The sequence below is a fragment of the Microbulbifer sp. SE14 genome (assembly GCF_059834885.1).
This window is the reverse complement of sequence record NZ_JCBAJA010000009.1, coordinates 114955-141793: the sequence shown is the minus strand read 5'-3', so window position 1 is coordinate 141793 and position 26839 is coordinate 114955. Positions and strand designations below refer to the sequence as shown.

Below are 26839 nucleotides of genomic sequence, written 5' to 3'. Positions count from 1 at the left end.
ATTTGTGGCAATTCGCCGTTGTCAGCGGACCCGCATTGCTGTTATTTTTGACAGCGGTGTCATTTTGCAGCGCTTTCGGCGACTTCGCCTGTCGCCGCTTGGTCGGGATGGTGCTCCGCTGTGTATCGGTCTGCCGCGGAGCCCCCAGGTCAGGAAATTTATCGCTGTTTGGTTCGGTGGATTGCGGTCGAGGGTTTTGAGGCCATTGCCACTGGCACCCTGAACTTATATCAATAATAACGGTGACAAACATGAAACCAGCAATCACCAGGCCAGGCATCGCCGCGGCTCTGCTGTCCGGCCTCTTCACCGGGCACAGTTACGCATACGACTGTAACGGCCTGCCCGTCTATGTCGACGGATCCAACTACAACACCGGCGATCGGGTACAAAACAACGACACGGCATACGAGTGCACGGTGGGCGGTTGGTGCACAGTCGGCGGCCCCTACGAGCCGGGTGCCGGCTGGGCCTGGACCAATGCCTGGACCGAACTGGGCGCCTGTGATGGCGGCCAGAACCAGCCCCCACAGGGATCTATCACCAGCCCCGCCAGCGGTGCCGTTTTTGCCGAAAATGACAGCGTTATCATTGAAGTCGACGCCAGCGACGACGGCCAGGTGGTGCTGGTGGAGTTCTTCGTTGACGGCAACGCCGTGGGCAGCGACAGCAGCACCCCCTGGTCCTTCAACTGGACCGCGACGCCGGGCAGCCACCAGCTCACCGCGCGGATCGAGGACGACGGCGGCCTGGATACCACTACAGCGGCCATCTCCATAGACGTCACCTCCGACCAGCCGCAGCCACCCCAGGTGAGCCTGGACTCCCCCAGCGATGGCGCCACCTACACCACCGGTGAAGCTGTGCCGTTGAGCGCCACCGCCAGTGACCTGGACGGCAGCGTCACCAGCGTGGAATTCTTTGTCGACGGCAGCAGCGTCGGCACCGACACCAGCGCGCCCTATTCGGCGACCTGGACCGCGACTGCCGGCAGCCACACCATCACCGCGACGGCCACCGACAACGACCAACTGAGCGGCGATTCGGCGCCGGTTTCCATCTCCGTCGGCGACCCGGACAACCCGCCCGGCGTCACCCTGGATTCGCCAGCGGACGGCAGCGTCTTCGACGAGGGTGTCACCGTCACCCTGCAAGCCAGCGCCACCGACGCCGAGGGCCCGGTCGCCCGCATCGAGTTCTATGTGGGCGGCCAGAAGGTGGGCGAGGATACCTCTTCGCCCTTCGCTTTCGGCTGGACCGCCAAGGCCGGCAGCCACTCCGTCTACGCTCGCGCCTTCGACAGCGCCGACCAGTTTGCGGATTCAGCGCCAGTTTCCATCACCGTAAACGGCGAACCGATCACCAGCGACCACCCCTGCCGGCCGGACGGCCTCCATACCACTCCCGGCACGGCGCCGAACTACTGCGATATCTACGACGCGGCCGGCCGCGAGAAGATGGGCGCGGACCACCCGCGGCGCATCATCGGCTACTTCACCAGCTGGCGTAACGGCGCCAACGGCCAGCCCAGCTATCTGGTGAAGGATATTCCCTGGAACAAGATCACCCATATCAACTATGCCTTCGCGCATGTCGGCAGCGATTACTCCGTGTCCGTCGGCAATACCGCGGACGCGGGTAACCCCGCCACCGGTATGGAGTGGCCCGGCGTGGCCGGCGCGGAAACCGATCCCGACTACGCCTACAAGGGTCACTTCAACCAGCTGTCCAAGTACAAGGAACAGTACCCGGACGTGAAGACCCTGGTGTCCGTCGGCGGCTGGGCCGAGACCGGTGGCCACTTCAACGAATACGGCGATCGCGTCAACGACGGCGGCTTCTACACCATGACCACCAATGCCGACGGCAGCATCAACCACCAGGGCATTGAAGCCTTCGCCAACTCGGCGGTGGACTTTATCCGCACCTACGGCTTCGACGGTGTGGATATCGACTACGAGTACCCCACCTCGATGAATGACGCCGGCAATCCACTGGACTTCGGTGTATCCAACCCGCTGCGCGCCTACCTGATGGACTCCTACGTGGAGCTGATGCGGGTACTGCGCGAGAAGCTGGATGAAGCCGGTGAGCAGGACAACACCCACTACATGCTCACCATCGCCTCGCCTTCCTCCGGCTACCTGCTGCGCGGCCAGGAAACCATGCAGATCACCCAATATCTCGACTACGTCAATATCATGACCTACGACCTGCACGGCGCCTGGAACGAATACGTGGGGCACAACTCCGCGCTCTTCGACAACGGTGAGGATCCGGAACTGGCCGCAGCCAACGTCTACGGCACGGCCCAGTACGGCGGTATCGGCTACCTGAATATCGACTGGGCGGTGAAGTATTTCCGCGGCTCCATGTCCCCGGGGCGTATCAATATCGGCATCCCCTACTACACCCGCGGCTGGCAGGGCGTAACCGGCGGCACAAACGGCCTCGGCGGCAGCGCCGCGCTGCCCAACCAGTCCGAATGCCCCGAGGGCACCGGCGGCGCCTCCGATTGCGGCTACGGCGCCATCGGTATCGACAATATGTGGCACGACCTCGATAGCAATGGCGAGGAGATGGGCGCCGGCTCCAACCCCATGTGGCACGCCAAGAACCTGGAGAACGGCATCCTCGGCAGCTACCTGGACGATTACGGCCTGGACCCGAACAACGATCCGGAAGACGCGCTGGTGGGTACTTACGTGCGCCACTACGACGGCGTGTCCGAGGCCCCCTGGCTGTGGAACGACACCAAGGACGTGTTCATCTCCACCGAAGACGAAGAGTCCATGGACGCCAAGGTGCAGTATGTGATCGACCAGGGCGTGGGCGGCATCATGTTCTGGGAACTGGCCGGCGACTACGACTGGGATGCCTCGAAGGGCGAGTACTTTATGGGCTCCACCCTGACCGGCCTCGCCTACGACAAGTTCAGGACCGCCGCCCCCTACCGCGAACTGCGCAGCGACCGCCCGCTGCCGTCTGAAGCGGTGGACATCAAGATGGTCGTGGACGGCTTCAAGCTGGGCGACCAGAACTACCCGCTGAACCCGAAGCTGTACATCACCAACAACACCGGCAGCACCATTCCCGGCGGTACGGTGTTCGAGTTCGACATGCCCACCTCCACTTCCGATACCATCACCGACCAGAGCGGTGCCGGTTTGGAAGTCATCGAGAGCGGCGCCAACGCCGGCGGCGGCAATGTGGGCGGTGCCGAGCACGAATTCCACCGGGTGCGCTTCACCCTGCCGAGTTGGCAGAACCTGGCCGACGGCGCCAGCTGGGACCTGACCCTGAACTACTACCTGCCGGTCTCGGGCCCCCAGGCCTACACCGCCACCATCAACGGCACCACCTACGCCCTGGCCTTCGAGCACCCGGAGCTGCCTCTGGCGGATCTGTCCGGCGGTGGTGACGGCGGCGACGGTGGCAGCGGCGGCACCAGCTGCTCTTCCGCCGGCGTGGATCCGAGCGGCTATGTGACCTATCCGACCTGGCCCGCAGGTGACCACGCCAACGGCGGCGACCGGATAATCCACGAAGGCGATGTCTGGCAGGCCAAGTGGTGGACCAACTCGGTCCCCGGTACCGCCGACGGCAGCTGGGAGTTTGTCTGCACCGTGGATTAAGAAAAATTTAAGGAAGTTGTTCTCGCAGGAAGGGCACCTCTAGAAATCGTAGCGAGCGGGTGGCTGGTGGTGGCCGCCGGAGCGCAGCAACCGGAGCGTACTTTAGTACTTGAGGATTGGACCGGGCTGGCGCACCAGCACCGCCGGCCGCCGCCAGGCGCACGCGCAGTAGATTTATAGAGGTGACCGTTAGTTCTCTCTCGTTGTTGATCTATAGGTAATACTCCTATATTCGCCCCGGTTCGCCGGGGCTTTTTTCGTTGTTAGATGGAAAGGAAATGTATCGTGAATAAAAAACTGCTCACCCTGACCACAGCCCCGCTACTCGGCCTGCAACTCGCCGGCTGTGACCTCGACACCGGGGAGTCCAGACCCGCAGCAATCAGCGAAGAAAGCCCACAGATATTCTTCGACGACTTCTCCTACACGGACCTGGATGCCATGCTCGGAAACGACTGGCGCGTGCGCACCCAGGCCGGCCACCCGGGCGTAGCCGGCGCCCGCTGGTCCGCCGACGGTATTTCCTTCCTGGCGGACAGCGCACAGGACGGCAATACCCTGCTGCGCCTCACCTCCTCCACCGACGGCAGCGGCGAAAACACCGAGCACACCCAGTTCTGCCACCAGCGCAAATACCTGGAGGGTACCTACGCCGCGCGGGTCTTCTTCCGCGACGAGCCGGTACAGGGGCCGGACGGCGACCAGATTATCGAGACCTTCTACACCATCAGCCCGCTGAAGGCGCCGATGGACCCCGACTACAGCGAGATGGATTTCGAATACCTGGCCAACGGCGGCTGGGGCGAGGAGGGCCACGCCCTCTTCGCCACCAGTTGGGAGACCTTCAAGCTGAACCCCTTCGAAAAGGACAATGAATACTCGGTGAAACAGGGCAGCTTTGCCGGCTGGCACACCCTGGTGCTGCAGGCGACGGACAACGAGATCCGCTACTTTGTCGACGGCGAGGAGTTCGCCCGCCACAGCGAGCACGTCTTCCCGGAAGAGCCCATGTCGATCAACTTCAACCTCTGGTTTACCCAGGAGGGCCTGATCGATTCCGACGAGCAGCGTGTCTACCAGCAGGATGTGGACTGGGTCTTCCACAGCGCAAACCAGATAATGGATACGGACCAGGTCATTCAGGCGGTCGCAGGCCTGCGCGCGGACAGGATCGCCTACCGGGATACGGTGCCTGACTGGAGCCCGAAACTGGATTCCCCCTGCGGTCTATAGCGGAATTCAAAAACCCCCTGTAGGAGCGGCCCATGGCCGCGATCAAAGCCCGGGGAAAGCCGGCGGGACCGCTCCTACACCGAGACTAAGACACCGCGATTGAAATAGCGCTAGAAGTACCTATGCCCCAGAAACTACACCGCGCTTCGACATGCGCCCCGTGCGGGACCAGGTCAGTCCGGCCGCTTCGCCGACACCTCCCCGAAGGTGGGCAGCCAGCCGCCCGGCGACTCCAGCTCCAGGCGGTCCGCCCGTCGCGATGCCCGGCCGCTGATCAGGTATCGCCGGCCGCGCCAGGACCAGACGCGCAGATCGGTCCAGAGGCGATTGCCGTCCGCATCCAGCAGTTCGCCCTTGTCGACCCGCCGCTGGGCGACATAGCGCTCCCCCTTGGACAGCAGCCGCTGCAAGCGGTGGCGACCGACTTCGCGGCTGTCCAGTACACCGAGGCCGGCGTGGCCCTGTGCGGGCTTGAACACCAGCTCGAGCTTGCGTGCGGCCAGCGCTTCCAGGTTGTCGCCGGACAATTGCCAGGTCTCCGGCACATGCCGCGAGAGCAGTGTGCGTTCGTCCGCGGTGATGCCGAGCTCGGCATCCCGGTCCGGCCGCGAGAGCCAGTCCAGCAGGCGCTTGTCGCTGCGGGTGGTGTAGCTGAAGGGATTCGGGGCAGTGTAGATCCGGCCACTCGCGTAGGCTTCCCTGAGTGCCGTAAAACAATCTCCCTGCCAGAAGAAATCGGTCGAGCGGTTGACGACGAAATCGACCGGCTCGCCCTCGACAAGCAGGCTGTCGCCATCCCACGCCAGCGCCTCGGGTGCGGCTATAAAGCTACGCCAGCCCTGGGTCCGGCAGATTGCCTTCAGCCACTTATGCTCTTCGCGGAAGCGGCCCCTACGCAGCGAACCCCCATCGTCGAGAATCAACAAGCCTTGCGGGAATTCAGTGTTCAGGCAGGTCCGGCATTCCTGCGCGATCATCGCCTGAACCTGCCGCTCCAGCTCCCCGAGCGACGGGGGCGGCCGTATGGCGGCATCATCCGGGAGGAAGACCTCGTAGAAGACGCGGTTGACCTGCGCCGCAAAAAGAAAGCCGGAACCGTTGTCGTTGAACTCGATCAGCTGCCAGTCGCCGGGCCTGTCCGGTGGCAGGTGAAAATCCCAGGCGCTGAAAAAGCAGACCTCGGGGCGCGGCGTCCGCGCGATGGCCGGCGCCTGCGCTGTGGCCTCACGTACCCAGGCCTGGCGCCGGACCACGCGCTCGAACAGGTCGATGAAGGCATCCACCTCGGCGAGCAGTGTGTCGGGAATACGCTGATGCGCGCAGGCGACCGAAAAGTAGTCGGGCAGTGGCGGCTTGGCGCTCTGCAGATACCTGAGAAATGTCGCCGCAGCGTCGGACATGCGGTCACCTCCCGCCGCGCAGTTCGGCGCTCATGTCCTCAGTCTAGCACCCCTGTAGGAGCGGCCCATGGCCGCGATCCAGAGCTGAAGGAAACGCAAAGACCGATCGCGGCCGGGCCGCTCCTACAACAACTAAAGCAGAGATAGAAGAAGTACCCATGACCAATAAAAAACAACGCCTGGCCTCCGTCGACGCGCTGCGCGGCTTCGACATGTTCTGGATTATCGGCGGCGAGGCCCTGTTCCCGCCCCTGCTGGCCCTCACCGGCTGGAGCATTTTCCATTTTGGCCACGGGCAGATGCAGCACAGCGAGTGGGACGGCTTCCGCTTCTACGACCTGATTTTCCCGCTGTTTATCTTCCTCTCCGGTGTCACCCTCGGCATCGCCAACAAGTCCCTGCGTGGCCTGCCAATGGAGAGTCGCAGGCCTATCTACCAGAAGGCCGTCAAGCGCCTGCTGATACTGATCGTCCTGGGCATCGTCTACAACCACGGCTGGGGCACAGGCATTTCCGCGGACCCGGGCGAAATCCGCTACGCCAGCGTGCTCGCCCGAATCGGCTTCGCCTGGTTCTTTGCCGCCATGATCGTCTGGCACTGCAGTGTGCGCAGCCAATACCTCATTGCCGCCGCGATTCTGCTGGGCTACTGGCTGCTGCAGGTCAGCCTCGGCGCGCTGACCCCCACGGACTCGATCAACAGTTGGGTGGACCAGTGCTGCCTGCCCGGCATCACCTACCGGAACCGTCCCTACGACCCGGAAGGCCTGCTCTCCACGATACCCGCCGTCGCCAACGCCTTGATGGGTGTCTTCGCCGGGCGCTGGCTGCGCAAGCACTCCGGCCAACACAAAATAATCCTGCAGGGACTGGTAATCGGCGGCCTCGCCTGCCTGCTTGGCGGCCTGCTGTGGCACTGGGTCTACCCGGTCAACAAGGAGCTCTGGACCAGCTCCTTCGTACTGATCACCAGTGCCTGCAGCCTGCTGTTGCTGGCCCTCTTCTACCTGCTGGTGGATATGTGGAAATGGCGCTGGTTCAACACCTTTTTCGCCGTGATCGGCTGCAACGCGATACTGGTGTATCTGGGCACCAGCCTGGTGAACTGGAAGTACAGCAGCGAGAGCCTGTTCGGCGGCATAGCTGCGGCGCTGCCGGAGGCCGGCAACGCCTTGGTGATCGCTCTCGGCGTTATCCTGCTGCAGTGGCTGGTACTGCGCTGGCTGTACAAACGCGGAATCCTGATCAGCCCCTGAGCCCCCGGCAGGAGCGGCCGTTGGCCGCGATCGACGCCGGGCATTTCCACAGATCGATCGCGGCCACCGGCCACTCCCACGGAGTGAAGAAAACTATCGGTAGCGGGAAATATCCACCTCCAGGCAGGAAGCGACCAGGTTGCGCTTGCTGAAATTGTAGCGGCTCAGGAAGCTGATCAGCGACTCCCGGCCCAACAGGCGCCGGGTGATTTCATCCAGCTCCAGCCCCTCCCGCTCGAGCGATTGCGCCCGCTCGGCCAAATCAAGCAGGTAATCGTATTTTTCCCGCAATCGCTGTTTGCCATTTTCCACCACGCCCCGGTGCGGGCACAGAATGATATCGAAGTCACACGCCAGGACGGCACCTATGCTGTCCATCAGCGTGGGAATATGCTCGTCGCTGCGCAGCAACTTCAGGTAGTTGGCGATATACAGGTCGGCGCTGAATAGCCAACCCCGCTCCGGCAACAGATAGCAGGTCATATCCTTTGCATGCCCCGGGGCGAAGATCGACCGCACCTTCTCGCCACCGATATGGATCTCATCCGGCAGCGCCCTCGCGTCCGCCTTCCCTGCGCTCCCCCAAATGACTTTCTGGATCGGCGGTATCCAGAATCCGCGCCTGAGGATATCCACCGTGATCGCCGGCGCCAGCGGCTGCACACCGGTCAGCTTTTGAATCGCGCCGGCGTTACCGCTGTGGTCCTCGTGGTGGTGGGTCAGCAGCAACTGGCTGAAGGGCCTGCTCTCGACAAACGGCCGGACGAACTTCCACTGGTTGCTGGGGCCGGTGTCGACAAGCGTATCCCCCAGGCGGTAGACGATAAACGAGGTATTGATACCGAGGTTGAAGCGCCCTACGCGCAGCGCATCCAGGTCTCTGTAGCGGAAGGAATCGAGTACGGACACGGCAACCCCTCAGACTCGGTAAATGAGATATTCGCTGGAGCGTGAAGCTTATTTGTAGGCAATTGCCGCAGACGTTGAAATTACCGATTGCACAATTGTGCATGACAAAAGGGGACTCCCTCTTTCTCGGTCTCAATCGGTCAGCATCAGCCGCAACTGCAGGCCCCATTTGGACGTGGTGCCGGAGGTCACCCAGCTCACCTCGCCGCGGCTGTTGACGACGACGATCGTCGGCGTGACGCGCACACCCCAGGAGCTGCTGAGTGCACCGGCCGGATCACTGATGGTGGGAAAGTGGAGATCCCCGCTGGCCAGGTACTGGCGCAGTTCTTCGTCACTGCCGGACTGCATGGCGACGGAGATTACCTGGTGGTCAGCGGAGAGGCCGGAAACCGTCGGCGACACCAGGCGGCAGTAGGGGCACCAGGTGGCCCAGAAGTAGACCAGTACCGGGCCTCGCGCCGTCATCCGCTGCAAATCGAGGAATTCGCCATCCAGCGACTGGCCGGCGAGGAGCGGCGCCCGGTCCCTGGGAATGTCGCGCTGCTGATAGTAGCCGACGGCGCCGACCAGCACCGCTGCCAACAGAGCAAAAACCGCCAGCCGGCGCAGGGCCGCCACCCACTTTGCCTTCAAGCTTGAATTCCCGCCGGACCTCAGTATTTCACGCTGCAGCCGTAGGCCCGCGATGACGCGACGGCGACGGTCTCACCGCCGAGGGATGCATCCAGTGCAGCGGCGACAAAGTTCTTGGAATCGGGAATCACGGCGGGATTGGCGGAGTCGTTGTCATCGATGGCGCCGGCATAGACCACCACACCCTCCGGGTTGATGATAAACATATGCGGTGTGGTTTTCGCGCCGTAGGCGCGGCCCATGCTGCCGTCGGCGTCCAGCAGGAAGGGCGCGCTGGCATTCAGCCTGTGGCTCTCGGCCACTTCCAGCGCCTGTGCCGGCTCCAGGTAGCCCTGCTTGCCCTTGGCGGAAGAGATGACCGTCAGCCAGTTGATATCCCGGCCGGTGTACTTTTCCTGCAGCGCCTGCATATTGCCGCTGCCGTAGTGCTTCCTGACGTAGGGGCAGTCCTTGTTGAACCACTCGATCACCAGCCACTCGCCGGTATAGTCAGACAGCGCATGGGTCTTGCCCGCGGCGTCCACCTCGGAAAATGCCGGCGCCTGTTCGCCCGGAACGGCGACGGCCAACGCCAGGGCGGGAGCGGTCATTACCAGCGGCAGCAGGAGGCTGCGGATCAATTGTTTTCCGTTCATGGTGCGTCTTCCTCTGTGAGTTGAAGGGTATCTTCGCCGGCAAAGAGCGCGGCAATCATCTGCTCCCGCAGTATCTGCGGCAGCAGTTCGGGCTTTTCCGCGCCGGGCGGGTACCAGGCGTAGACCGGTACCGAGTTGCGTCCCATCTCGGCCAGAGCCCGCGTGATCTCCGGATCGCGCTCGGTCCAGTCGGCGCGCACCAGCAGCACGTCGTGGGACCGGAACAGATCCATCACCGATTCGGATTCCAGCACCAGTTTCTTGTTCACCTGGCAGGTGATACACCAGGCGGCGGTGTAGTCGATAAACACCGCGCGGCCGCCCGCCCGCGCCCGGTCGATGGCTGCCCTGTCATAGGGCTGCCATGCACCCCGGGCGAGCTGCGGGCCACCTTGTTCCGGCGCGCGCAGGGCACCGAAGGCGGTGACCAGCGCGGCGACCGCCACCAGGTATCCGGCCGCCCTGCCCCAGCGGGCGAAACTGCGGCCCAGCCACAGGGCGAAGACCACCGCCAGCAGCAACAGGGTACCGATCAGCCAGCCGCCGTCACCCAGCAGCCTGCCGAGCACCCACAGCAGCCAGATCACCGTCGCGTAGAGCGGGAAGGCCAGCAACTGGCGCAGCCTGTCCATCCAGGGGCCGGGTGCCGGCAGGCGCTTCAGCAGCCCCGGACTGGCACAGAGCAGCAGGACGGGCGCCGCGAGGCCTGCGCCGAGGCCAAGGAAGATCGCCATTGCCGATGTCGCCGGCAGAACCGCCGCCGCCCCGAGGGCGGCGCCCATAAAGGGCCCGGTACAGGGGGCGGCGACGAACACTGCCAGCACGCCGGTGGCAAAGGAGCCACCGCGGCTGCTGCCGGCCAGGTTCATCAGCCGGTGGCCGAATTCAAACACGCCGCTGAAGGACAGCGCCATCAGCCAGAACAGCAGTATCAGAGCCAGTACCACCGGCGCCGACTGCAACTGGAAGCCCCAGCCCACCGCCGCGCCGCCGGCGCGCAGGGCCAGCAGCAGGGCGCCCAGGGCGGCGAAGGTGGCAATTGCGCCGGCGCTGTACATCAGTCCCTCGCGCAGTCGGCTGCGGACCGCCGCGCCCCTGCCGACCAGGCCGAACAGCTTGATCGACAGCACCGGGAAGACACAGGGCATCAGGTTCAGGATCACACCGCCGGCGAAGGCGGCGAGCACCAGCAGCCACAGGGTCTGCGGCACGTCCGCCGCCGGCACTGCACCGAAGGGGACCGAGTCCAGGGACCAGGCGCGCTCACCGTCGCTGATCACAAAACCGGTCGCCGCAGCCGGCGGCGCACCGGGTACGCGGGCAAAGGTGTAGTGAAGGCGGCCGCCGTCCCGGCGCACCTCGGGCTCGGCGGCGGTGAGCAGGTTGCCGTCGAGGGGAAATACCTGCGGCGGCTCGGCCTCTTTCAGCTCGGAAGGCTCGAGTATCAGTTGCACCCGCCCGGGGCCGGCATCACTCAATTCCACGGGGCGCCAGGGGCTGTCCACCCGTGACTGCGGCACCCGCGCCAGGAAGCGGTCGCGCAGTGCGCGATCCGCTTCCGGCCAGTCTCCCCGCCCCGCCAGCGGGCGCGACAGGCCCATGGTGCCGAAGCCGGGAATGCAGTCGATCCTGCACACCAGCCACTCCAGGTTCACGTCCAGGGAGAGCCTGCCGGCACCGGCGGCGGGGGTCACGTCGAACAGGTAGGCGACATCGCCCTCGTAGCCCAGGTTGGTCAGGTGCTCTACCGGCAGGCGCACCGGGAAGGGCCAGTGGATATCGCCGACTTCCGCGTCGCGGGCGGAAAAATCAAAACGCGGCGCCGCGCCCGAGTCGCCGGCATTGCGCCAGTAGACATGCCAGCCAGGGTCCACTTCGAAATAAAAGCCGATGGTTTCGCTCTTGCCGTGGGAAAACGAATCCGGTGCCAGCCAGCGCACACGCACATGGTCGCCACTGGCGCTGTCCTGGGCGAACACTGCAGTGGCGGCGCCCAGCAGGATGGCGGTCAGGATGAATTTCGCAACTCTGTGCAGGTTAGACACTCACACCTCTTCCCTCCCGACCGGCTGCGATTCGCGGAGGTTTCCGGCACCGGCATTATTTTTATGGGACGGCCCCATTCAAGCGGATTCGCGGTTAAGCTGCAAATGCCATTGCGATGGTTATACAGGGAAAGGGGGTGGACAGCTACTTGCCCCTGCTCCCGTGTTCTTTTCCGAGCCCGGCCCCGGCGACCCTCAGTTCAGGCTTTCCCGCAAAACCAGTGCCAGCTCCGCGTCCCGCTGCAGGACTGCCCACCAGCGATTGCGCTGCGCCGGATCGAAGCCCGCCAGCGGCCAGTGGTCACAGCCGGCGGTGCGCTCGGGAGCCTTGTCGAGAAAGCTGTTCTGCCAGCCTGCCTGTACCAGGCACTGCTCCGGGGCCAGGGCCTGCCACTTGCCCCCGTCTTTGACGGACAGCACCACTTCTTCGCCGGCACCCTCCGGACCGGTAAATGACAGCGCATAGCGATCGGCCACAGCATCGCCGATATCCCAGGACTTTGTCGCGTAGTCCGGCAGCTCGACCGGGGGTTTGGCATGGCCGCCGGTGCTGCTCGCTGCGAGACCGGGATCCGTTTCGATATCCTTGAGTACACCGTAGTCGTCCTGGTAGACACCGGCCTGGTTCTGGGTGCCGCTGACGATCAGGATATCCGAAACCGTCTCTTCAGAAGCGGGCAGCCAGCTCAGGGTCACATGCTCTTTCAGGTCGATGGTGGTTTCCGGAATGGTCAGTGTATCGCTGTCGGCATCCGGCAGGGCACGCTGCGAGCTGTTCAGGTTCGGGGTCCACTTCTCGTGGTGCTGGAACAGCCACTGGTGCGTCAGGCGCATCAGGTCGTTCAGGGATTCCGCGCGGTTGAGGCCGGGTGTGAACGCCATGTCCCATGTGCGGCTATCGGTGCGGTTGAAAATTTCATTGCGGCCGCCGAGCAGCTGTGCCTGGCCGCCGCTAGGCGCCAGGCAGATATTGGTGCGGTATTCCCGCTGCAGCACCATGGCCGGGCGGGTGCCCTCTGGAATGGAATCCGCATAGACGACCGCCTCACAGCGATCCGCGGTGCGCGTGAACTTGTCGAGCAGTTTCCAATTGGCCTCGAATGCCTCGGTTTCATCGTTGCTCTGTGCCCGATGGGACGAGAAGTAGGAGACGTAATCCACCCGCGGGCCGCGAAATGTCAGAATCGAGGAGTTGACGTCCAGGGCTTCGGAGCCGTTCTTTAGCGTGGCGTTCTTCTGCGACACGATCATCTGCACCAGATCCCGCTCGCCGTAGCGGAATTCGTAGCCCTTGTAGGAGGCGTTGCCGGCCATGATCTGGGTATAGGCGGGCATACGGTAATTGCCGCCCGCGGAAGTGGAAGCGGAAGGCAGCGTCTGCAGCGCCGTCCTGGCGGAAATCAGCGAGCGCTGGTACTGGTGCTCGTGGCCCTGCACATAGATAGCGTCGTTGTCGGCCAGGAATTCGCGGATCCGTGGCTGAATCCGGTAGAGCTGGCTGTCCTCCTTGAGGCCCTCCACGATATGCTCGCGGGTCTGTCCGTATTTGGCGCCGATCAGGCCGTCGTGGCCGGCCACGACGATATGATCCACCTGGTCCCGCTGTTCGGACACCACCGCCTCAATCCACTCGAAGGCGGTGGGCAGGTTGTTATAGGCCAGGCCGAATACCAGCACATTTTCACGGACGACGTAGTAATTGATCCACTCGTAACCGGGCATATGCACCGCGTCTGCGGGAATAAAATCCCGCATATTGTCGATCCACTCGACGCTGTAGGCGTAGCTGGTCTCGTGGTTGCCCATCAGCGGCAGGAACTCCACTCCCCTCTCCGCATAACCATCGGCGAGGGAGCGCCACTCGGCGAGTTCCTCCGCGGAACCCCGCTCCGTCAGGTCGCCCAGGGCGATCACCATATCGACACCGGCCGCCTCCTGGTGCTTGAGGACTTCGCGCATCGGGTGCAGGGCCACGTGGGCCCGGCCTTCGCCGTCGACGCCGCCCTGGGTATCGGGCAGCAGGCCGAGGCGAAACACCGAAGTTTCATTATTCCCCCTCGCGGCGGGCTGCCCGGGAATTTCGGCAGCAGAGTTTCCACCCGAATCCGATTCGCAGCCCGCGAAACTCCAGACAACAACCATCGTCAACAGCATCCACCGCCCGCATGTTTTGCTGCCAGTCATTTGTCCTGCTCCGTTCTTGGGAAAAATTGGACAGGGCCACCACAGACTCGCGCCGCAAGTCACTTCCGGGAACTGCTCGAAGGGAAAATCGGATATGGGTTGTCCACCGACGACCGTATCCATTGAACAGCCGGCAAATGACAATTTTACTTCAGTTGCTTGAAATCGCGGTGGCGCGGATCAGCTCGGGAGAGGATTCAGTGCCATAACCTCGATCCCTGCATCGACATAGCGCCAGCGCAGATTGAAGCCACACAGTTGCATGCCGTAGATCCGCTCCGGATCCGGTTTCTGGTAGGCGGGTTTGGGGTCCTGGGCCAGCACCTGCTCGATCAACCGCGGCAGGTCGGTGCCCCAGTCGTCGCGGTAGGCAGCGGCCTTCTTCATGATCTCCCCGGGAATGGAAACGGCTACCGGTTCCGGCGGCGCCTCGGCAAAGGCGCTGTGCGCATCTGCCAGCGCATCCGCATAGGGAATATAGGGCTTGATATCCAGCACCGGCGTGCCGTCCACCAGATCGGCACCGCCGACGATCAGTTCCACCCTGGGCTCGGTGCGCACTTCGATCAGGCGCACCACCGACAGGCCGATATTGTTGGGGCGGAAAGGGGAACGGGTGGCGAGGACGCCGAGTTTCTTATTGCCACCGAGGCGCGGCGGGCGCACCTTGGCGGACCACTGGCCGGCGGCCTGGTGAAACTGGAAGATCACCCACAGATGGGTGTTTTCCTCCAGGCCGGCGACGGCGTCGGGGGTGTCCAGCGGCGGCAGCAGTTCAATGGAGGCGCGACTGGCGTCGGCGAGCAGGGGTTGGCGGGGAACGCCGAATTTTTCGCCGAAGCAGGAGTGGACGGTGGCGATAGGGGTCATTTGGAATGCAGAATGATGAATGCGGAGCGCGGACAAATTTTCCGGAAAAAATTTGGACGCCGAAGGCGCCCGCAGGGCGAACGCCATGGATGGCGTGAGTCAATGCACGCTTTGGCTTTTTTCCCGTAGGAGCGGCCGTTGACCGCGATCGAACTTGAAGGCAACAGCAGACATCGATCGCGGCCACCGGCCGCTCCTACAGAGTACAATCCAAATTCCGCAGTCATCATTCAGTTCAAATCCCTCCCATACAGAGGTATTTGATTTCCAGGTAATCGTCCAGGCCGTACCTGGAGCCCTCGCGGCCGGTGCCGGACTGCTTGACGCCACCGAAAGGCGCCATTTCATTCGAGACTATGCCCTCGTTGATGCCGACCATGCCGTATTCCAGCCCCTCGGCCACACGCCAGATGCGGCCGATATCGCGGGAATAGAAATAGGAGGCGAGGCCGAATTCGGTGTCATTGGCCATACGGATAGCCTCCTCCTCGGTGGAGAATTTGAACAGCGGCGCCACCGGGCCGAAGATTTCCTCCTTGAACAGGCGCATCTCGTCGTTGACCTCGGTCAGCACGGTGGGGGCGTAGAAGCATTCACCCAGTGCATTGGGGCCGCCGCTGAGAACCTGCTTTGCGCCCTTCTGCAACGCGTCGTCCACCAGTTCCTGCACACCTTTTACCGCCTTGCTGGTGATCAGCGGGCCGACGTCGGTGCCCTCTTCGGCGCCGTGGCCCATTTTCAGGGCATTGGTCGCAGCGGTGAATTTCTCCGCGAACTCGTCGTAGACGCCCTCCTGCACGAAGATGCGGTTGGCGCAGACGCAGGTCTGGCCGGCATTGCGGTATTTGCAGATGATCGCGCCCTTGACCGCGGCATCGATATCGGCGTCGTCAAAGACGATAAATGGGGCGTTGCCGCCCAGTTCCAGGGAGGTTTTCTTGATGGTCTCGGCGCACTGGGCCTGCAACTGCTTGCCCACCGCAGTGGAGCCGGTGAAGGTGAACTTGCGCACCAGCGGATTCGAGGTCATCTCCTCGCCGATTTCCCGCGCACTCTTGCCGGCCACCACGTTGAAGACGCCGGCGGGAATGCCCGCCTCATCCGCCAGTACCGCCAGCGCCAAGGCCGACAGCGGCGTCTCCGAAGCGGGCTTGGCGACGAAGGGGCAGCCGGCGGCGAGCGCCGGGGCCATCTTGCGCGCGATCATGGCGCTGGGGAAATTCCACGGGGTAATAGAACAGGCGACGCCCACTGACTGCTTGATCACGACGATGCGCTTGTCGTTGGACGGCGGCGCTATGACGTCGCCGTAGACCCGCTTGGCCTCCTCGGAAAACCACTCGATATAGTTGGCGCCGTACAGGATCTCGGTCCTGGATTCCGCCAGCGGCTTGCCCTGTTCGGCGGTGAGAATCCTTGCCAGGTCATCGACATTGTCGATGATCAGGCCGAACCAGCGGCGCATGATTTTTGCGCGCTCCTTGACGGTGGCGTTGCGCCAGGCGGGCCAGGCTTTGTCCGCGGCTTCGATGGCCTTGCGGGTTTCTGCGGCGCCCAGGTCGGCGATGCTGGCGATGACTTCGCCGGTGGCGGGGTTGGTGACTTCGAAGGTTGCGCCGGAGTCGGCGTCTATCCATTTGCCGTCCACGTAGGACTGAGTGCGCAGCAGTGAGGTGTTTTTCAGGTCCAGCATGGCGTTCTCCTTTTCCATTGCCTTTTGGCGTTGCGGGCCTGCGGCCCACAATGCGGAGCTGGGGCTCCGAGTTCCCGGGGGCGCCTTTCCCCGGGTCCCGGGTCCCGAGTCCCGACAATACTACTTTTTCTTTTTCACAAACTTCATCAGTCGCCGCTTCTTGGCCTTCTGGCGGTCGGTCAGTTTCTGTTTCCTGCCAGCGTAGGGATTGGCGCCGGTGCGGAATTCGATCTTGATCGGGGTGCCGTGCAGATCCAGGGCCTTGCGGTAGGTCTTCTCAAGGTAGCGCACATAGTGCGCCGGCACCTGCTCGGTCTGGTTGCCGTGGATCACGATTACCGGCGGGTTCTGGCCGCCGGCGTGGGCATAGCGCAGCTTGATGCGGTGGCCGTGCACCAGCGGCGGCTGGTGCTCGCTGACCGCCCACTGCAGGATGCGCGTCAGGTGGTTGGTGGACAGCTTGTCGGTGGCGCTCTGGTAGGCGGACTCGATGGATTCGTACAGGTGGCCGACGCCGGTGCCGTGCAGGGCGGAGATAAAGTGGATATCGGCGAAGTCGACGAAGCGCAGGCGCCGCTCCAGTTCCGCCTTCACGTAGTCGCGGTGATCGGCCTCGAGGCCGTCCCACTTGTTCAGTGCCACCACCAGCGCTCGGCCGGCCTGGATGACACTGCCCATCAGGTGCATGTCCTGGTCCACCAGGCCCTCGCGGGCGTCGATCACCAGCACCACCACATTGGCGTCTTCCACCGCCTGCAGGGTTTTGACGATGGAGAACTTCTCCACTGACTCCTTGATATTCTTGCGCCGGCGGATGCCCGCGGTATCGATGATCGTATAGGGCTTGTCGTCGCGCTCGTAATTGATATAGACGCTGTCGCGGGTGGTACCCGGCTGGTCGTAGACGACGACTCTGTCCTCGCCCAGCAGGCGATTGACCAGGGTGGACTTGCCCACGTTGGGGCGGCCGACGATGGCGATCTTGATGCCCTTGGCCTCTTCCACTTGCTCCGGCTCGGCCTGCTCCGGCAGATCCTCGACCACGCGCTGCATCAGGGCGCGCACACCGCGGCCGTGGGTGGCCGTGGTCGGGAACAGCTCGCCGATGCCCAGCTCATAGAAGGGCGCCAGGGCGATATCCGGATTGACGCCGTCGACCTTGTTGGCCACCAGCAGGGTGGGCTTGGACCTGGTGCGCAGCTGGTCGGCGATCATCTCGTCCGCCGGGGTCAGGCCGGCACGGCAGTCCACCAGGAAGAGGACAATGTCGGCCTCTTCGATGGCCTGCATGGACTGCTGGGCCATGGCCGCGTCTATACCCTCCTCGCCACCGCTGATGCCGCCGGTGTCGACCAGGATGACCTTGCGGCCGTCTATCTCCGCCTCGCCGTACTTGCGGTCGCGGGTCAGGCCGGCGTAGTTGGCCACCAGCGCGTCGCGGCTCTTGGTAAGCCGGTTGAAAAGTGTGGATTTGCCCACGTTGGGGCGCCCTACCAGGGCGATTACAGGCAACATAGTTCTATCTACTCGGGGCAAAATCGCTTTTGCCAGAAATGCGAACGCCCGCGGGGCGCGGGCGGTGCTTGAATTCACTGCGGGCCTGCAGCCCGCGATGCCCTCTCCCCCGGCCCCAGTGACTCGCGCCATCCCTGGCGCTGGCCCGCTTCGCGGGCGTCTCCGGCGTCCAAATTTGCTCCCGGCAAATTTGTCCCGCAAGCGGGAGAGGGGCGATTAGGGAAACGGCGCGTTGGTTACTCGCGGCGCTCCAGGCGCAGGGCCACCAATTCGCCATCGTCGGACAGGGCGAACAGCAGGTCTCCGTCCACCAGCATCGGGATGCGTATCGGGTCGCTGTCGATGCGCTCGCGGCCGATAAACTGGCCGTTGGCCGGGTCCAGCACATGCAGGTAGCCCTCCAGGTCGCCCACCACCAGCACGTCGCCGAAGTAGGCCGGGCCGCCCAGTTCACGGCGCAGCAGTTCGTTGTTGTTCCAGACGATCTGGCCGTTGCCCACATTGTAGGCGTAGACACTGCCCCCGGCATCGCTCAAGTATACATTGCCCGCGCCTACGGCCACGCTGTGGTGAGTGGAGGCGTCACGGGCCCAGAGGCCGCGGCCGTCCTCGCGGGACAGGGCCACGACGCGGCCCTGGTAGCTGGCGGCGAATACCAGGTCGCCGCGCACCACCGGCGTGCCGTCGATATCCACCACCCGCTCCAGTTCGGCCGAGCCCTGTGGAATGGCGACGCGCTGCTCCCATCGCGGTATGCCGTCACGAGCGTCCAGCGCGATCAGCTTGCCGTTGTCGAGTCCGGCAATCACCGTGCCGCCGGTGATTACCGGTGCTGCGGTGCCGCGCAGGGTCAGTACCGGCAGCACAGTGCTGTGGCTCCAGCGCTCCTCGCCGCTGGCCGCGTCCAGGCCCACCAGCTTGCCGTCCACCGTCTGCACCACCACCATGCCGGCGCCCACCGCCGGGGCGGACACCACTTCGCCGGAGACCTGGTAGGTCCACAGCTCGCTGCCGTCTTTCAGGTCCAGCGCCACGACGCGGCCGCGGTAATCGGCAACCACCACCATGCCCAGGCCCACGCCGACACCGCCGCTGATCTCGACATCCAGTTCCGTCCTCCAGTGGCGCCTGCCGCTATTGCGGTCAAAGGCGATGATGTCGCCCTCGCTGTTGGCCGCCACCAGCATGCCATTGCCGATGGCGGGTTGCAGCATGGCGTAGCGCTTGGTGTCGATATCGCCGATATTCTTCGACCAGACCTCCTCCAGCTCCACGGTCGCGGTGATATCCACCAGTTCGACCGGATCCGTGTCTTCCTTCTCTTCGTTGGAGGCGCAGGCGGCGATTGCCAGCGCCAGGGCTACGGCTGCGGCGCGGCCGGTCGCGCGGGAAAGGAAACTCATTGCTCGTTGCTCTCCTCGGTCCCTGTCTCTGTCCCAGCCTCAGTCGGCTGGGTCTCTTCGCCTTCGGCGGCTTCGCCATCCTGCTCTTCGCTGGCCTTCTCTTCACTGCTGTCCTGTGCCGGGGCGAGGCTCTCGACCTTCATTTCCAGCAGGCGACGGCTGCCCTGTTGCTCCGGCAGCAGTTGTGCCAGCGCCTGCTGGTAGGCGGCGTGTGCGCCCTCCTCTTCGCCCTTTTGCAGCAGGATATCGCCACGGGTCTCAGCGAACAGCGCGGCAAAGGACGGCGGCACATCCCCCTCGAGCAGCTTCAGCGCCTCATCCGGCTTGCCGCGCGCGGCCTTCACCGCGGCCAGGCGGCGCCTGGCCAGCAGTTCCAGGGTGGTTTCACCGGTGTTGTCCAACACCCACTGCAGTTCCTTCTCCGCGGTTTCCAGGTCGTTTGCTTCCGCGGCCATGGCGGCGAGACGCAGGGATGCCTGGCTGGCATAGATGCGTTTGGGGAAATCCTCCTTCAACTGCTGGCCGACGCTCTTGGCAGTAGTCAGCTGCTTGTTGTCCGGCTGGCCCTCGTTGGCGGACATCGCCTCGACAAAGTTCTGGTACAGGTTGGAGGCCTCCTCGGCCTTGGCGCGCTCGGAGCCCTGCCACCACTGGTAACCGAAGTAGCCGGCCAGTGCCAACACCACGCCGGTGACGATACCCTTGCCGTTTTCCGCCCACCAGCGTTTCAGTGTTTCTATTTGTTCTTGTTCGGTAATGTGGTCAGCCATGGAATGATTCGCCTTTCCTGTAATTTCTTAGATTTTTCCTTGTAGGAGCGACCGTTGACCGCGCTCCTACAGGGTTATTTCTTCAGCCCTGCAGCAATGCGGGCAGCTCCGCCAGCGCGACCGTCTGCTGCGGCTCTTCAGCGCGCAGGTACTTGACGGTCACCTGCCCCGCCGCGGCCTCGTCCTCGCCGATGATCAGCGCCACGTCGGCCCCGCTCCTATCGGCCTTCTTCATCTGGCTCTTGAAGCTGCCGCCGCCCATGTGGGTCTGCAGGCGCAGCCAGGGCAGCTGGTCACGCAGCTGCTCCGCCGCGGCCAAAGCCGCCGATTGTACATCACCCACGGCCACCAGGTAGGCGTCCACCTGCTGGTCCAGGGCCTCGGGCAGCGCGCCGAGGGTCTCCAGCATCAGCACCAGCCGCTCGACACCGAGGCCGAAGCCCACCGCCGGGGTCGGCTTGCCGCCCATCTGTTCCACCAGGCCGTCGTAGCGGCCGCCCGCGCAGACGGTGCCCTGGGCGCCGAGACTGTCGGTGACCCATTCGAATACGGTCTTGCCGTAGTAGTCGAGCCCGCGTACTAAACGGGGGTTGATCTCGTAGGCCACTCCGGCGGCGTCCAGTAATTCGCGCAGCTGGCTGAAATGGGCTGCGGATTCCTCGTCCAGGAAGTCCAGTAGACAGGGGGCGCCCGCCAGCAGTTCCTGGGTCTGGGCGTTTTTGCTGTCGAGGATGCGCAGCGGGTTGCGCTCCAGGCGGCGCTGGCTGTCCTCGTCGAGCTGCTCGCGGCGCTCGCTCAGGTAGTCCACCAGGGCGTCGCGGTAGGCGGCGCGGCTGGCGGAATTGCCGAGGGAATTCAGCTGCAGTTTCACATGCTCATCGATACCCAGCTGGCGCCACAGGCGCGCGGTCATGATGAGGATTTCCGCATCGATATCCGGGCCCTCGATGCCGAAAACCTCGACACCGAACTGGTGGAACTGGCGCAGGCGGCCCTTCTGCGGGCGCTCGTAGCGGAACATGGGGCCGAAATACCACAGGCGCTGGGGCTGGATCAGCAGGTTGCTCTGGATGGCCGCGCGCACTGTGCCGGCGGTGCCCTCCGGGCGCAGGGTGACGCTGTCGCCGCTCTTGTCGTCGAAGGTGTACATTTCCTTCTCGACGATATCCGTGGCCTCGCCGACGGCGCGGCTGAACAGCTGGGTCGCCTCCAGGTAAGGGGTGCGGATCTCGCTGTAGCCGTAGCGGGCGAAGAGTTCGCTGAGGGTGGATTCCACATACTGCCAGACCGGGGACTGGTCCGGCAGCAGGTCGTTCATGCCGCGTATTGCGCGAAGCTGTTTCAACGGTGTTCCTTACTTGCTCGTTATTGCTGAGCCACAGGTGCCAGTTGCTGGCTCGGTGGCGGCACTGCTGCCGGCGGCCTTTTGCCAGACACGCTGTGAATACGTCCCTGTACGCTCTCCACGGCCATCCATGGCCGCAGAAGGTCTGGCAAAAGGCCGCCGGCATCAGCGCCTTCGCATTTGATTTCTGTGTTCTTTTCCGAGCCCCGAGCCCCGAGCCCCGAGTCCCGAGTCCCGGGAATTACGCCTTGGCGATAATGTCCGCCTCGCGCTCGGCCTTGGCCGCGGCTTTTTCGCGGATCAGGCGCTCCAGGTCGTCGACCAGGTTTTCATTGGTGAATTTGCGATTTGGCTGGCCGTCCACATAGATGGCGTGGCTGGGAGTTCCGCCGGCGAGGCCGATATCCGCCTCTTTCGCCTCGCCCGGGCCGTTGACGATGCAGCCGATCACCGCCACATCCAGCGGCGTGGTGATGTCCTCGAGGCGCGCCTCCAGTTCGTTCATGGTTTTCACCACGTCGAAGTTCTGCCGCGAGCAGCTGGGGCAGGCGATAAAGTTGATGCCCTTGGTGCGCAGGCGCAGGCTCTTCAGCAGGTCCCAGCCCACCTTCACCTCTTCCACCGGGTCCGCGGCCAGGGATACCCGCAGGGTATCGCCGATGCCGTCCAGCAGCAGGGCACCGAGGCCGATGGCGGACTTTACCGTGCCGGCGCGCAGGCCGCCGGCCTCGGTGATGCCCAGGTGCAGCGGCTGCTCGATCAGTTGCGCCAGCTTGCGGTAGGCGGCGGTGGCCATGAAGATGTCCGAGGCCTTGACGCTCACCTTGAAATTCTGGAAGTCCAGGCCGTCGAGTATCTCCACGTGGCGCAGGGCGGATTCCACCAGTGCATCCGGGGTGGGCTCGCCGTATTTCTTCTGCAGGTCTTTTTCCAGTGAACCGGCGTTGACGCCGATGCGGATCGGGATGTTCAGGTCGCGGGCCTTGTCCACCACCGCGCGGATGCGCTTCTCGCGGCCGATGTTGCCCGGATTGATACGCAGGCAGTCGACGCCCAGGTCGGCCACGCGCAGCGCGATTCGGTAGTCGAAGTGGATATCCGCCACCAGCGGCACGGTCACCTGTTTCCTGATCTCACCGAAGGCCTCGGCGGCGTCCATGCTCGGCACGGAGACGCGCACTATGTCCGCACCGGCCTGCTGCAGGCGGTTCACCTGGTCCACGGTCGCCGCGACGTCGCAGGTGTCGGTATTGGTCATGCTCTGCACCGAGATAGGCGCACCGCCGCCGACGGGCACATTGCCCACCATGATTCTCCGCGACACGCGGCGGACAATGGGTGACTCAAATTGCATAGGGTGACCTGGCGTTCTACAGACAGAAAAACGAAGGGGAGATTATAGAGAGATTGGGCGCAAACCTACAGGGTTCGCGCCCTCACCGGGAGAAGAGGAAATTATTCCCCGACCGTCAGGCGGCGGGTGCGGCGGTTGCCGATGGGGGCGCTGTCGATCAGTTCGCCCTGATAGCGCACCCGGGCGCCGCGGGCGTTGCCCAGCATCAGTTGGAACGGCGGCTGGCCGGTCAGCACCACTTCACTGCCGGCGGGCTTCAACTTGGCCAGCAGCAGGCTGCCACTGGCATCCTTGACCTCGACCCAGGAGTCCTCGTCGAACGCCAGTTGCAGCTCTGCTGCGGCGGTACTCCCTGTGGACACAGGCGCTGCCGCAGCCGGCGTCTCGGCAACCGGCTCCGCCTCGGTGGCCACAGGGACCTGTTCCCCTGCGGCCACCCCGGCAACTGAAACCGGGCCTGCCACAGGCGGCCCGGCGACAGGCTCCTGTCCGGACCCTGGCTGTTCGGACTCCAGAGCGGGGGCATCGTCGCCGGAAGACAACTCAGTCGCGGCCGCTACAGGCGCAACATCACTGTCACCCGGCACCGGCTGCTCCACCTCGGCAGCCGTCTGCCGCGTTTCGGCCTCGACCGAAGCCACTTCGAGTCCCTCGGCGGAGGCTTGCACCGGATTCTCGATGGGGCGGTCAGGCTCGGATTTACCGGCAAAGATTGCCGGCGGTATCCCGTCGCGGCCGTGCATCCACCAGAAGACACCGCCCACCAGCAGCAGCGGCAGGAGCGCCAGGCCTTTAAAGCTGCGCTTGCGCTCCTGCATAACCGGGCCGCGACTGACATGGGCGAGTATCTCGCGGCTCTCTTCCTCGGCATTGCAGTAAGCCGAATAGGCCTGCAACACCGGGCCGGCGTCGATATGCAGCTCCTTGCAGAGGTTGCGGATATAGCCGCGCACGTAGAGGGTGCCCGGCAGGCGGTCGTATTCGTCGCGCTCCAGCAGCTCCAGCTTGTTGCCAGTCATGCACAGGCGACGGGACAACTCCTCGCGACTCAGTCCCGCCTCTTCCCGCGCCCGCTGCAGCTGGCTGCCGGGGGAGTTGTCCAGCGGCTGCTCAGTGGACTCCTGAGCGCGCTCTTCGGAGATTTCAGAGAGGTTATCCGTCATTGGCCATCATCTGCTTGTACTTCAGCGTTTCCGCCGAATAGGGGTAGAGGTTTTTCAGCGCCAGGGCATAGCTCCGTTCCTTGTCCCGATTGCCAAAGATTTTTTCGATGCGGATACCCAGCCACAGGGACTGGGGTATCTGCCGGTTTTTAGCACTGTATCTGTCCAGGTAGTGCTTCGCCTGTGCATAGGCACCGGCGTCAAACTTGAGTTCCGCCAGCTCCAGCAGGGCCTGCGGCAGATCGTCGTCCAGCGCCAGGGCGCGGGTGTAGGCCTTTTCCGCGGCTTCCACCATGCCCAACCTGGCCGCGGTGCGGCCGTAATTGGTCAGGGCGTAGGAACGGCGGTTGTAGGTCAGGTCAGCGGAGGCCTTCTCAAACTGCTCCAACGCCTCCTGGTAGCGCTCCTGCTGGAAGAGGAAGGCACCGTAGTTGGTGCGGGCCATGGAGAAGTTGTCGCCGTAACGCAGCGCCTTCTTGAAGTGGGATTCGGCTACTGTCATCTCGCCATCCGCCTGGTACAGGATCGCGAGACCGTGGTGGGCCAGGGGGTTTTTCTTGCCCAGTTCCAGGGCCTTGTTGAAGTGGTGGCGCGCCGCATCGCGGTTGTCGCCGCTCTGCAGGTAGCGCAGTCCCAGCTGTACGTGGGTCTGCACGGCCTTGTCGATGTCGATTTCCTGGCGCGGCGGCAGGCCGGTGGTCACGCAGCCACTCAGCCACGCGGAGAGAATCAGCCCCAACAGGGGCAGAGAGGGTCGTTTCGCTAACACAACATCACCTGTCATTTTTATATTCCGTCCCGGTGATGTCTCGCGACATCACCCGACGATACGGACCGGACTCTCTATATCGCCGCAGCGCTCTATATCGTCGCCACGGCGTTCGGCATTGCGGTAGCGTTCGGAGCGGCGCGTGCGGTCGTTGACGCTGCCGGCCAGCTGGCCGCAGGCCGCGGCGATATCGTCGCCCCGGGTGGTCCGCACGGTTACCGTATAGCCTTTGTCCAACAAAATCTGTTGAAAGCGTCGCAAAGCGTTGTTGCTCACCCGCTGGTAGTCGGACAGCTCGAACGGATTGAAGGGTATCAGATTTATCTTGACGGGCACATCGCGCAACAGCTCGGCCAGCTGCTCGGCGTGCTCGGGGCGGTCGTTGACCTCCCGAATCATGGTGTACTCGATGGTCATCTTGCGATGGGTGTCCGGCATCCGCTCGATATAGCGCTTGGCGCTGTCGAGCAGCATGGCTATCGGGTACTTCCTGTTGATCGGTACCAGTTCGTTGCGCAGCGCGTCGTTGGGGGCGTGCAGGGAGATGGCCAGGCTGACATCGGTCACGTCCGCGAGGCGGTCCAGGGCCGGCACGACGCCGGAGGTGGACAAGGTAACCCGGCGCTTGGAGATGCCGTAGGCGTTGTCCTCCATCATCAGGTTCATGGCGTCGACCACATTGTCGAAGTTGAGCAGGGGTTCGCCCATGCCCATCATCACCACGTTGGTCACCTTGCGCGGGCCCTTCGGCTGCAGCTGGCCGAAGGATTTGCAGGCGATCCACACCTGGCCGATGATCTCGGCCGCGGTCAGGTCGCGGTTGAAGCCCTGCTTGCCGGTGGCGCAGAAGCTGCAGTCCAGGGAGCAGCCCACCTGGGAGGAGACACACAGGGTGCCGCGGTCGCCGTCGGGGATATAGACGGTCTCGATGGCATTGCCGCCCTCGACCTGTATCAGCCACTTGCGCGTGCCGTCGGCGGAGTCCCACTGGCCCAGCACTTCCGGCGCGCGTATCTCGGCCACCCGGGCCAGTTTCTCGCGCAGCGCCTTGCTGACATTGGTCATCTGCGCGAAGTCGTCCACCCCGTTCTGGTGAATCCACTTCAGCACCTGCACGGCGCGGAAGCGCTTCTCGCCCAGCGATTCGAAGAACGCGGCCAGCTTGTCCACGGACAGGCCGAGCAGGTTCGTTTTGGCGGTTTCAGTCATGGATTCACCCTCGGTATTCGGGGCTCTAAGCAGGTTCCCGGGCGGCCCTGCTGCCGGGATTGGCTTGCGGGACACGCCGTGAATACATCCCTGTAGGCTTGGCGGCGAGGTCCCTCTCGCCGACAGTCCCGCAAGCTAATCCCGGCATCAGGACCTTCGCATCAGGCTCGCTACTTCTTAATAGCGGTAGGGTGCGCCGCGACAGAAAATTGCTCCTGCATTTTCTGCACTTCCGCTGGGCGGCATTCCGCCATCCATGGCGGTCGCGCACCATTAAGCTTAAGCGCTAAAGCTTAAGCTCTCGGGCAGATCTCGTCATCGGCGAAGAAGTAGCTCACTTCGCGCGCGGCGGATTCGGCGGAGTCGGAGCCGTGTACGGCATTGGCGTCGATGCTCTGGGCAAAATCGGCGCGGATGGTGCCGGCGGCAGCCTCCTGCGGGTTGGTGGCACCCATCAGGTCGCGGTTGGCCAGGATGGCGTTCTCGCCTTCCAGAACCTGGACCACAACCGGGCCGGAGGTCATGAAGTCCACCAGGTCCTTGAAGAAGGGGCGCTCCTTGTGCTCGGCGTAGAAGCCCTCTGCCTTCTCGCGGGACAGCTGCAGCATTTTCATGGCGACGATACGCAGGCCGGCCTTCTCGAAGCGGCTTTCGATTTCGCCGATCACATTCTTGGCTACCGCGTCCGGCTTGATGATGGAAAGAGTGCGTTCCAGGGCCATGTTTTTCTCCAGTTTCAGTGTTTGTAACTCGTATACAGAAAGAGCAACCCAAACAGTTGCTCTTCCGTGAATTCGATAGGTACTCAAAGAGTA

20 protein-coding genes are annotated in these 26839 nt (G+C 63.7%); 3 read left to right on the top strand and 17 right to left on the bottom strand.

Going from position 1 to position 26839, the window contains the following annotated elements; translation table 11 throughout:
* The first annotated feature begins 251 nt into the window (after positions 1–251).
* Both AC6R19_RS08915 and AC6R19_RS08910 read left to right on the top strand, forming a co-directional pair.
* Positions 252–3635, top strand: coding sequence for a chitinase C-terminal domain-containing protein (locus tag AC6R19_RS08915; protein WP_500579449.1), 3384 nt, complete (start codon positions 252–254; stop codon positions 3633–3635).
* Positions 3636–3920: 285 nt separating this feature from the next.
* Positions 3921–4868 carry a glycoside hydrolase family 16 protein gene (locus AC6R19_RS08910; RefSeq protein WP_500579448.1) on the top strand — a complete coding sequence of 316 codons (948 nt, stop codon included), beginning with the start codon at positions 3921–3923 and terminating at the stop codon, positions 4866–4868.
* 173 nt (positions 4869–5041) lie between these two features.
* Here AC6R19_RS08910 and AC6R19_RS08905 read toward each other — a convergent pair whose 3' ends face one another.
* Positions 5042–6268, bottom strand: coding sequence for a hypothetical protein (locus tag AC6R19_RS08905; protein WP_500579447.1), 1227 nt, complete (start codon positions 6266–6268; stop codon positions 5042–5044).
* A gap of 158 nt (positions 6269–6426) precedes the next feature.
* On the opposite strand from AC6R19_RS08905, the gene nagX reads away from it, so the two are divergent.
* Positions 6427–7524, top strand: coding sequence for a transmembrane glucosamine N-acetyltransferase NagX (nagX, locus tag AC6R19_RS08900; protein ID WP_500579446.1), 1098 nt, complete (start codon positions 6427–6429; stop codon positions 7522–7524).
* 93 nt (positions 7525–7617) lie between these two features.
* Here the strand turns inward: nagX and AC6R19_RS08895 are convergent, their stop codons facing one another.
* The 16 genes from AC6R19_RS08895 to ndk all read right to left on the bottom strand — a co-directional run bounded on the left by AC6R19_RS08895 (position 7618) and on the right by ndk (position 26746).
* Positions 7618–8433: an MBL fold metallo-hydrolase gene (locus AC6R19_RS08895; protein ID WP_500579445.1), complete on the bottom strand. Its 816-nt coding sequence runs from the start codon at positions 8431–8433 to the stop codon at positions 7618–7620.
* Positions 8434–8565: 132 nt separating this feature from the next.
* Positions 8566–9069 (bottom strand): protein disulfide oxidoreductase, encoded by a 504-nt coding sequence (locus tag AC6R19_RS08890; RefSeq protein ID WP_500579444.1) that lies wholly within the window; start codon positions 9067–9069, stop codon positions 8566–8568.
* Positions 9070–9089: 20 nt separating this feature from the next.
* A complete protein-coding gene (locus AC6R19_RS08885; protein WP_500579443.1) occupies positions 9090–9704 on the bottom strand; it encodes a thioredoxin family protein in 615 nt (204 codons plus the stop codon).
* A complete protein-coding gene (locus AC6R19_RS08880) occupies positions 9701–11749 on the bottom strand; it encodes a protein-disulfide reductase DsbD family protein (protein ID WP_500579442.1) in 2049 nt (682 codons plus the stop codon). Before AC6R19_RS08880 ends, AC6R19_RS08885 begins: the two co-directional genes overlap by 4 nt.
* Positions 11750–11944: 195 nt before the next feature.
* Complete coding sequence (locus tag AC6R19_RS08875; protein WP_500579441.1) at positions 11945–13786, bottom strand: metallophosphoesterase family protein; 1842 nt, start codon at positions 13784–13786, stop codon at positions 11945–11947.
* Between the two features lie 327 nt (positions 13787–14113).
* The gene (gene tsaA / locus AC6R19_RS08870; RefSeq protein WP_500579440.1) at positions 14114–14803 is read right to left on the bottom strand and encodes a tRNA (N6-threonylcarbamoyladenosine(37)-N6)-methyltransferase TrmO; all 690 of its coding nucleotides are present in this window, start codon (positions 14801–14803) and stop codon (positions 14114–14116) included.
* A gap of 235 nt (positions 14804–15038) precedes the next feature.
* Positions 15039–16496, bottom strand: a complete 1458-nt coding sequence (locus AC6R19_RS08865) for an NAD-dependent succinate-semialdehyde dehydrogenase (protein WP_500579439.1) — start codon at positions 16494–16496, stop codon at positions 15039–15041.
* A 120-nt stretch (positions 16497–16616) separates the two neighbouring features.
* Positions 16617–18011, bottom strand: a complete 1395-nt coding sequence (gene der / locus AC6R19_RS08860) for a ribosome biogenesis GTPase Der (RefSeq protein ID WP_500579438.1) — start codon at positions 18009–18011, stop codon at positions 16617–16619.
* A gap of 236 nt (positions 18012–18247) precedes the next feature.
* Positions 18248–19414, bottom strand: a complete 1167-nt coding sequence (gene bamB, locus AC6R19_RS08855) for an outer membrane protein assembly factor BamB (protein ID WP_500579437.1) — start codon at positions 19412–19414, stop codon at positions 18248–18250.
* On the bottom strand, positions 19411–20184 hold the full coding sequence (locus AC6R19_RS08850; RefSeq protein ID WP_500579436.1) for a YfgM family protein: 774 nt from the start codon (positions 20182–20184) through the stop codon (positions 19411–19413). Before AC6R19_RS08850 ends, bamB begins: the two co-directional genes overlap by 4 nt.
* A gap of 82 nt (positions 20185–20266) precedes the next feature.
* Positions 20267–21529, bottom strand: a complete 1263-nt coding sequence (gene hisS / locus AC6R19_RS08845; RefSeq protein WP_500579435.1) for a histidine--tRNA ligase — start codon at positions 21527–21529, stop codon at positions 20267–20269.
* A gap of 241 nt (positions 21530–21770) precedes the next feature.
* Positions 21771–22883, bottom strand: a complete 1113-nt coding sequence (ispG, locus tag AC6R19_RS08840; RefSeq protein WP_500579434.1) for a flavodoxin-dependent (E)-4-hydroxy-3-methylbut-2-enyl-diphosphate synthase — start codon at positions 22881–22883, stop codon at positions 21771–21773.
* A gap of 101 nt (positions 22884–22984) precedes the next feature.
* Positions 22985–24046, bottom strand: a complete 1062-nt coding sequence (locus AC6R19_RS08835) for a RodZ domain-containing protein (RefSeq protein WP_500579433.1) — start codon at positions 24044–24046, stop codon at positions 22985–22987.
* Positions 24036–24815, bottom strand: coding sequence for a type IV pilus biogenesis/stability protein PilW (pilW, locus tag AC6R19_RS08830; RefSeq protein ID WP_500579432.1), 780 nt, complete (start codon positions 24813–24815; stop codon positions 24036–24038). Before pilW ends, AC6R19_RS08835 begins: the two co-directional genes overlap by 11 nt.
* Positions 24816–24863: 48 nt before the next feature.
* Positions 24864–26024 (bottom strand): dual-specificity RNA methyltransferase RlmN, encoded by a 1161-nt coding sequence (gene rlmN, locus AC6R19_RS08825; RefSeq protein ID WP_500579431.1) that lies wholly within the window; start codon positions 26022–26024, stop codon positions 24864–24866.
* Between the two features lie 293 nt (positions 26025–26317).
* Positions 26318–26746: a nucleoside-diphosphate kinase gene (gene ndk / locus AC6R19_RS08820; RefSeq protein WP_500579430.1), complete on the bottom strand. Its 429-nt coding sequence runs from the start codon at positions 26744–26746 to the stop codon at positions 26318–26320.
* Positions 26747–26839 lie beyond the last annotated feature (93 nt).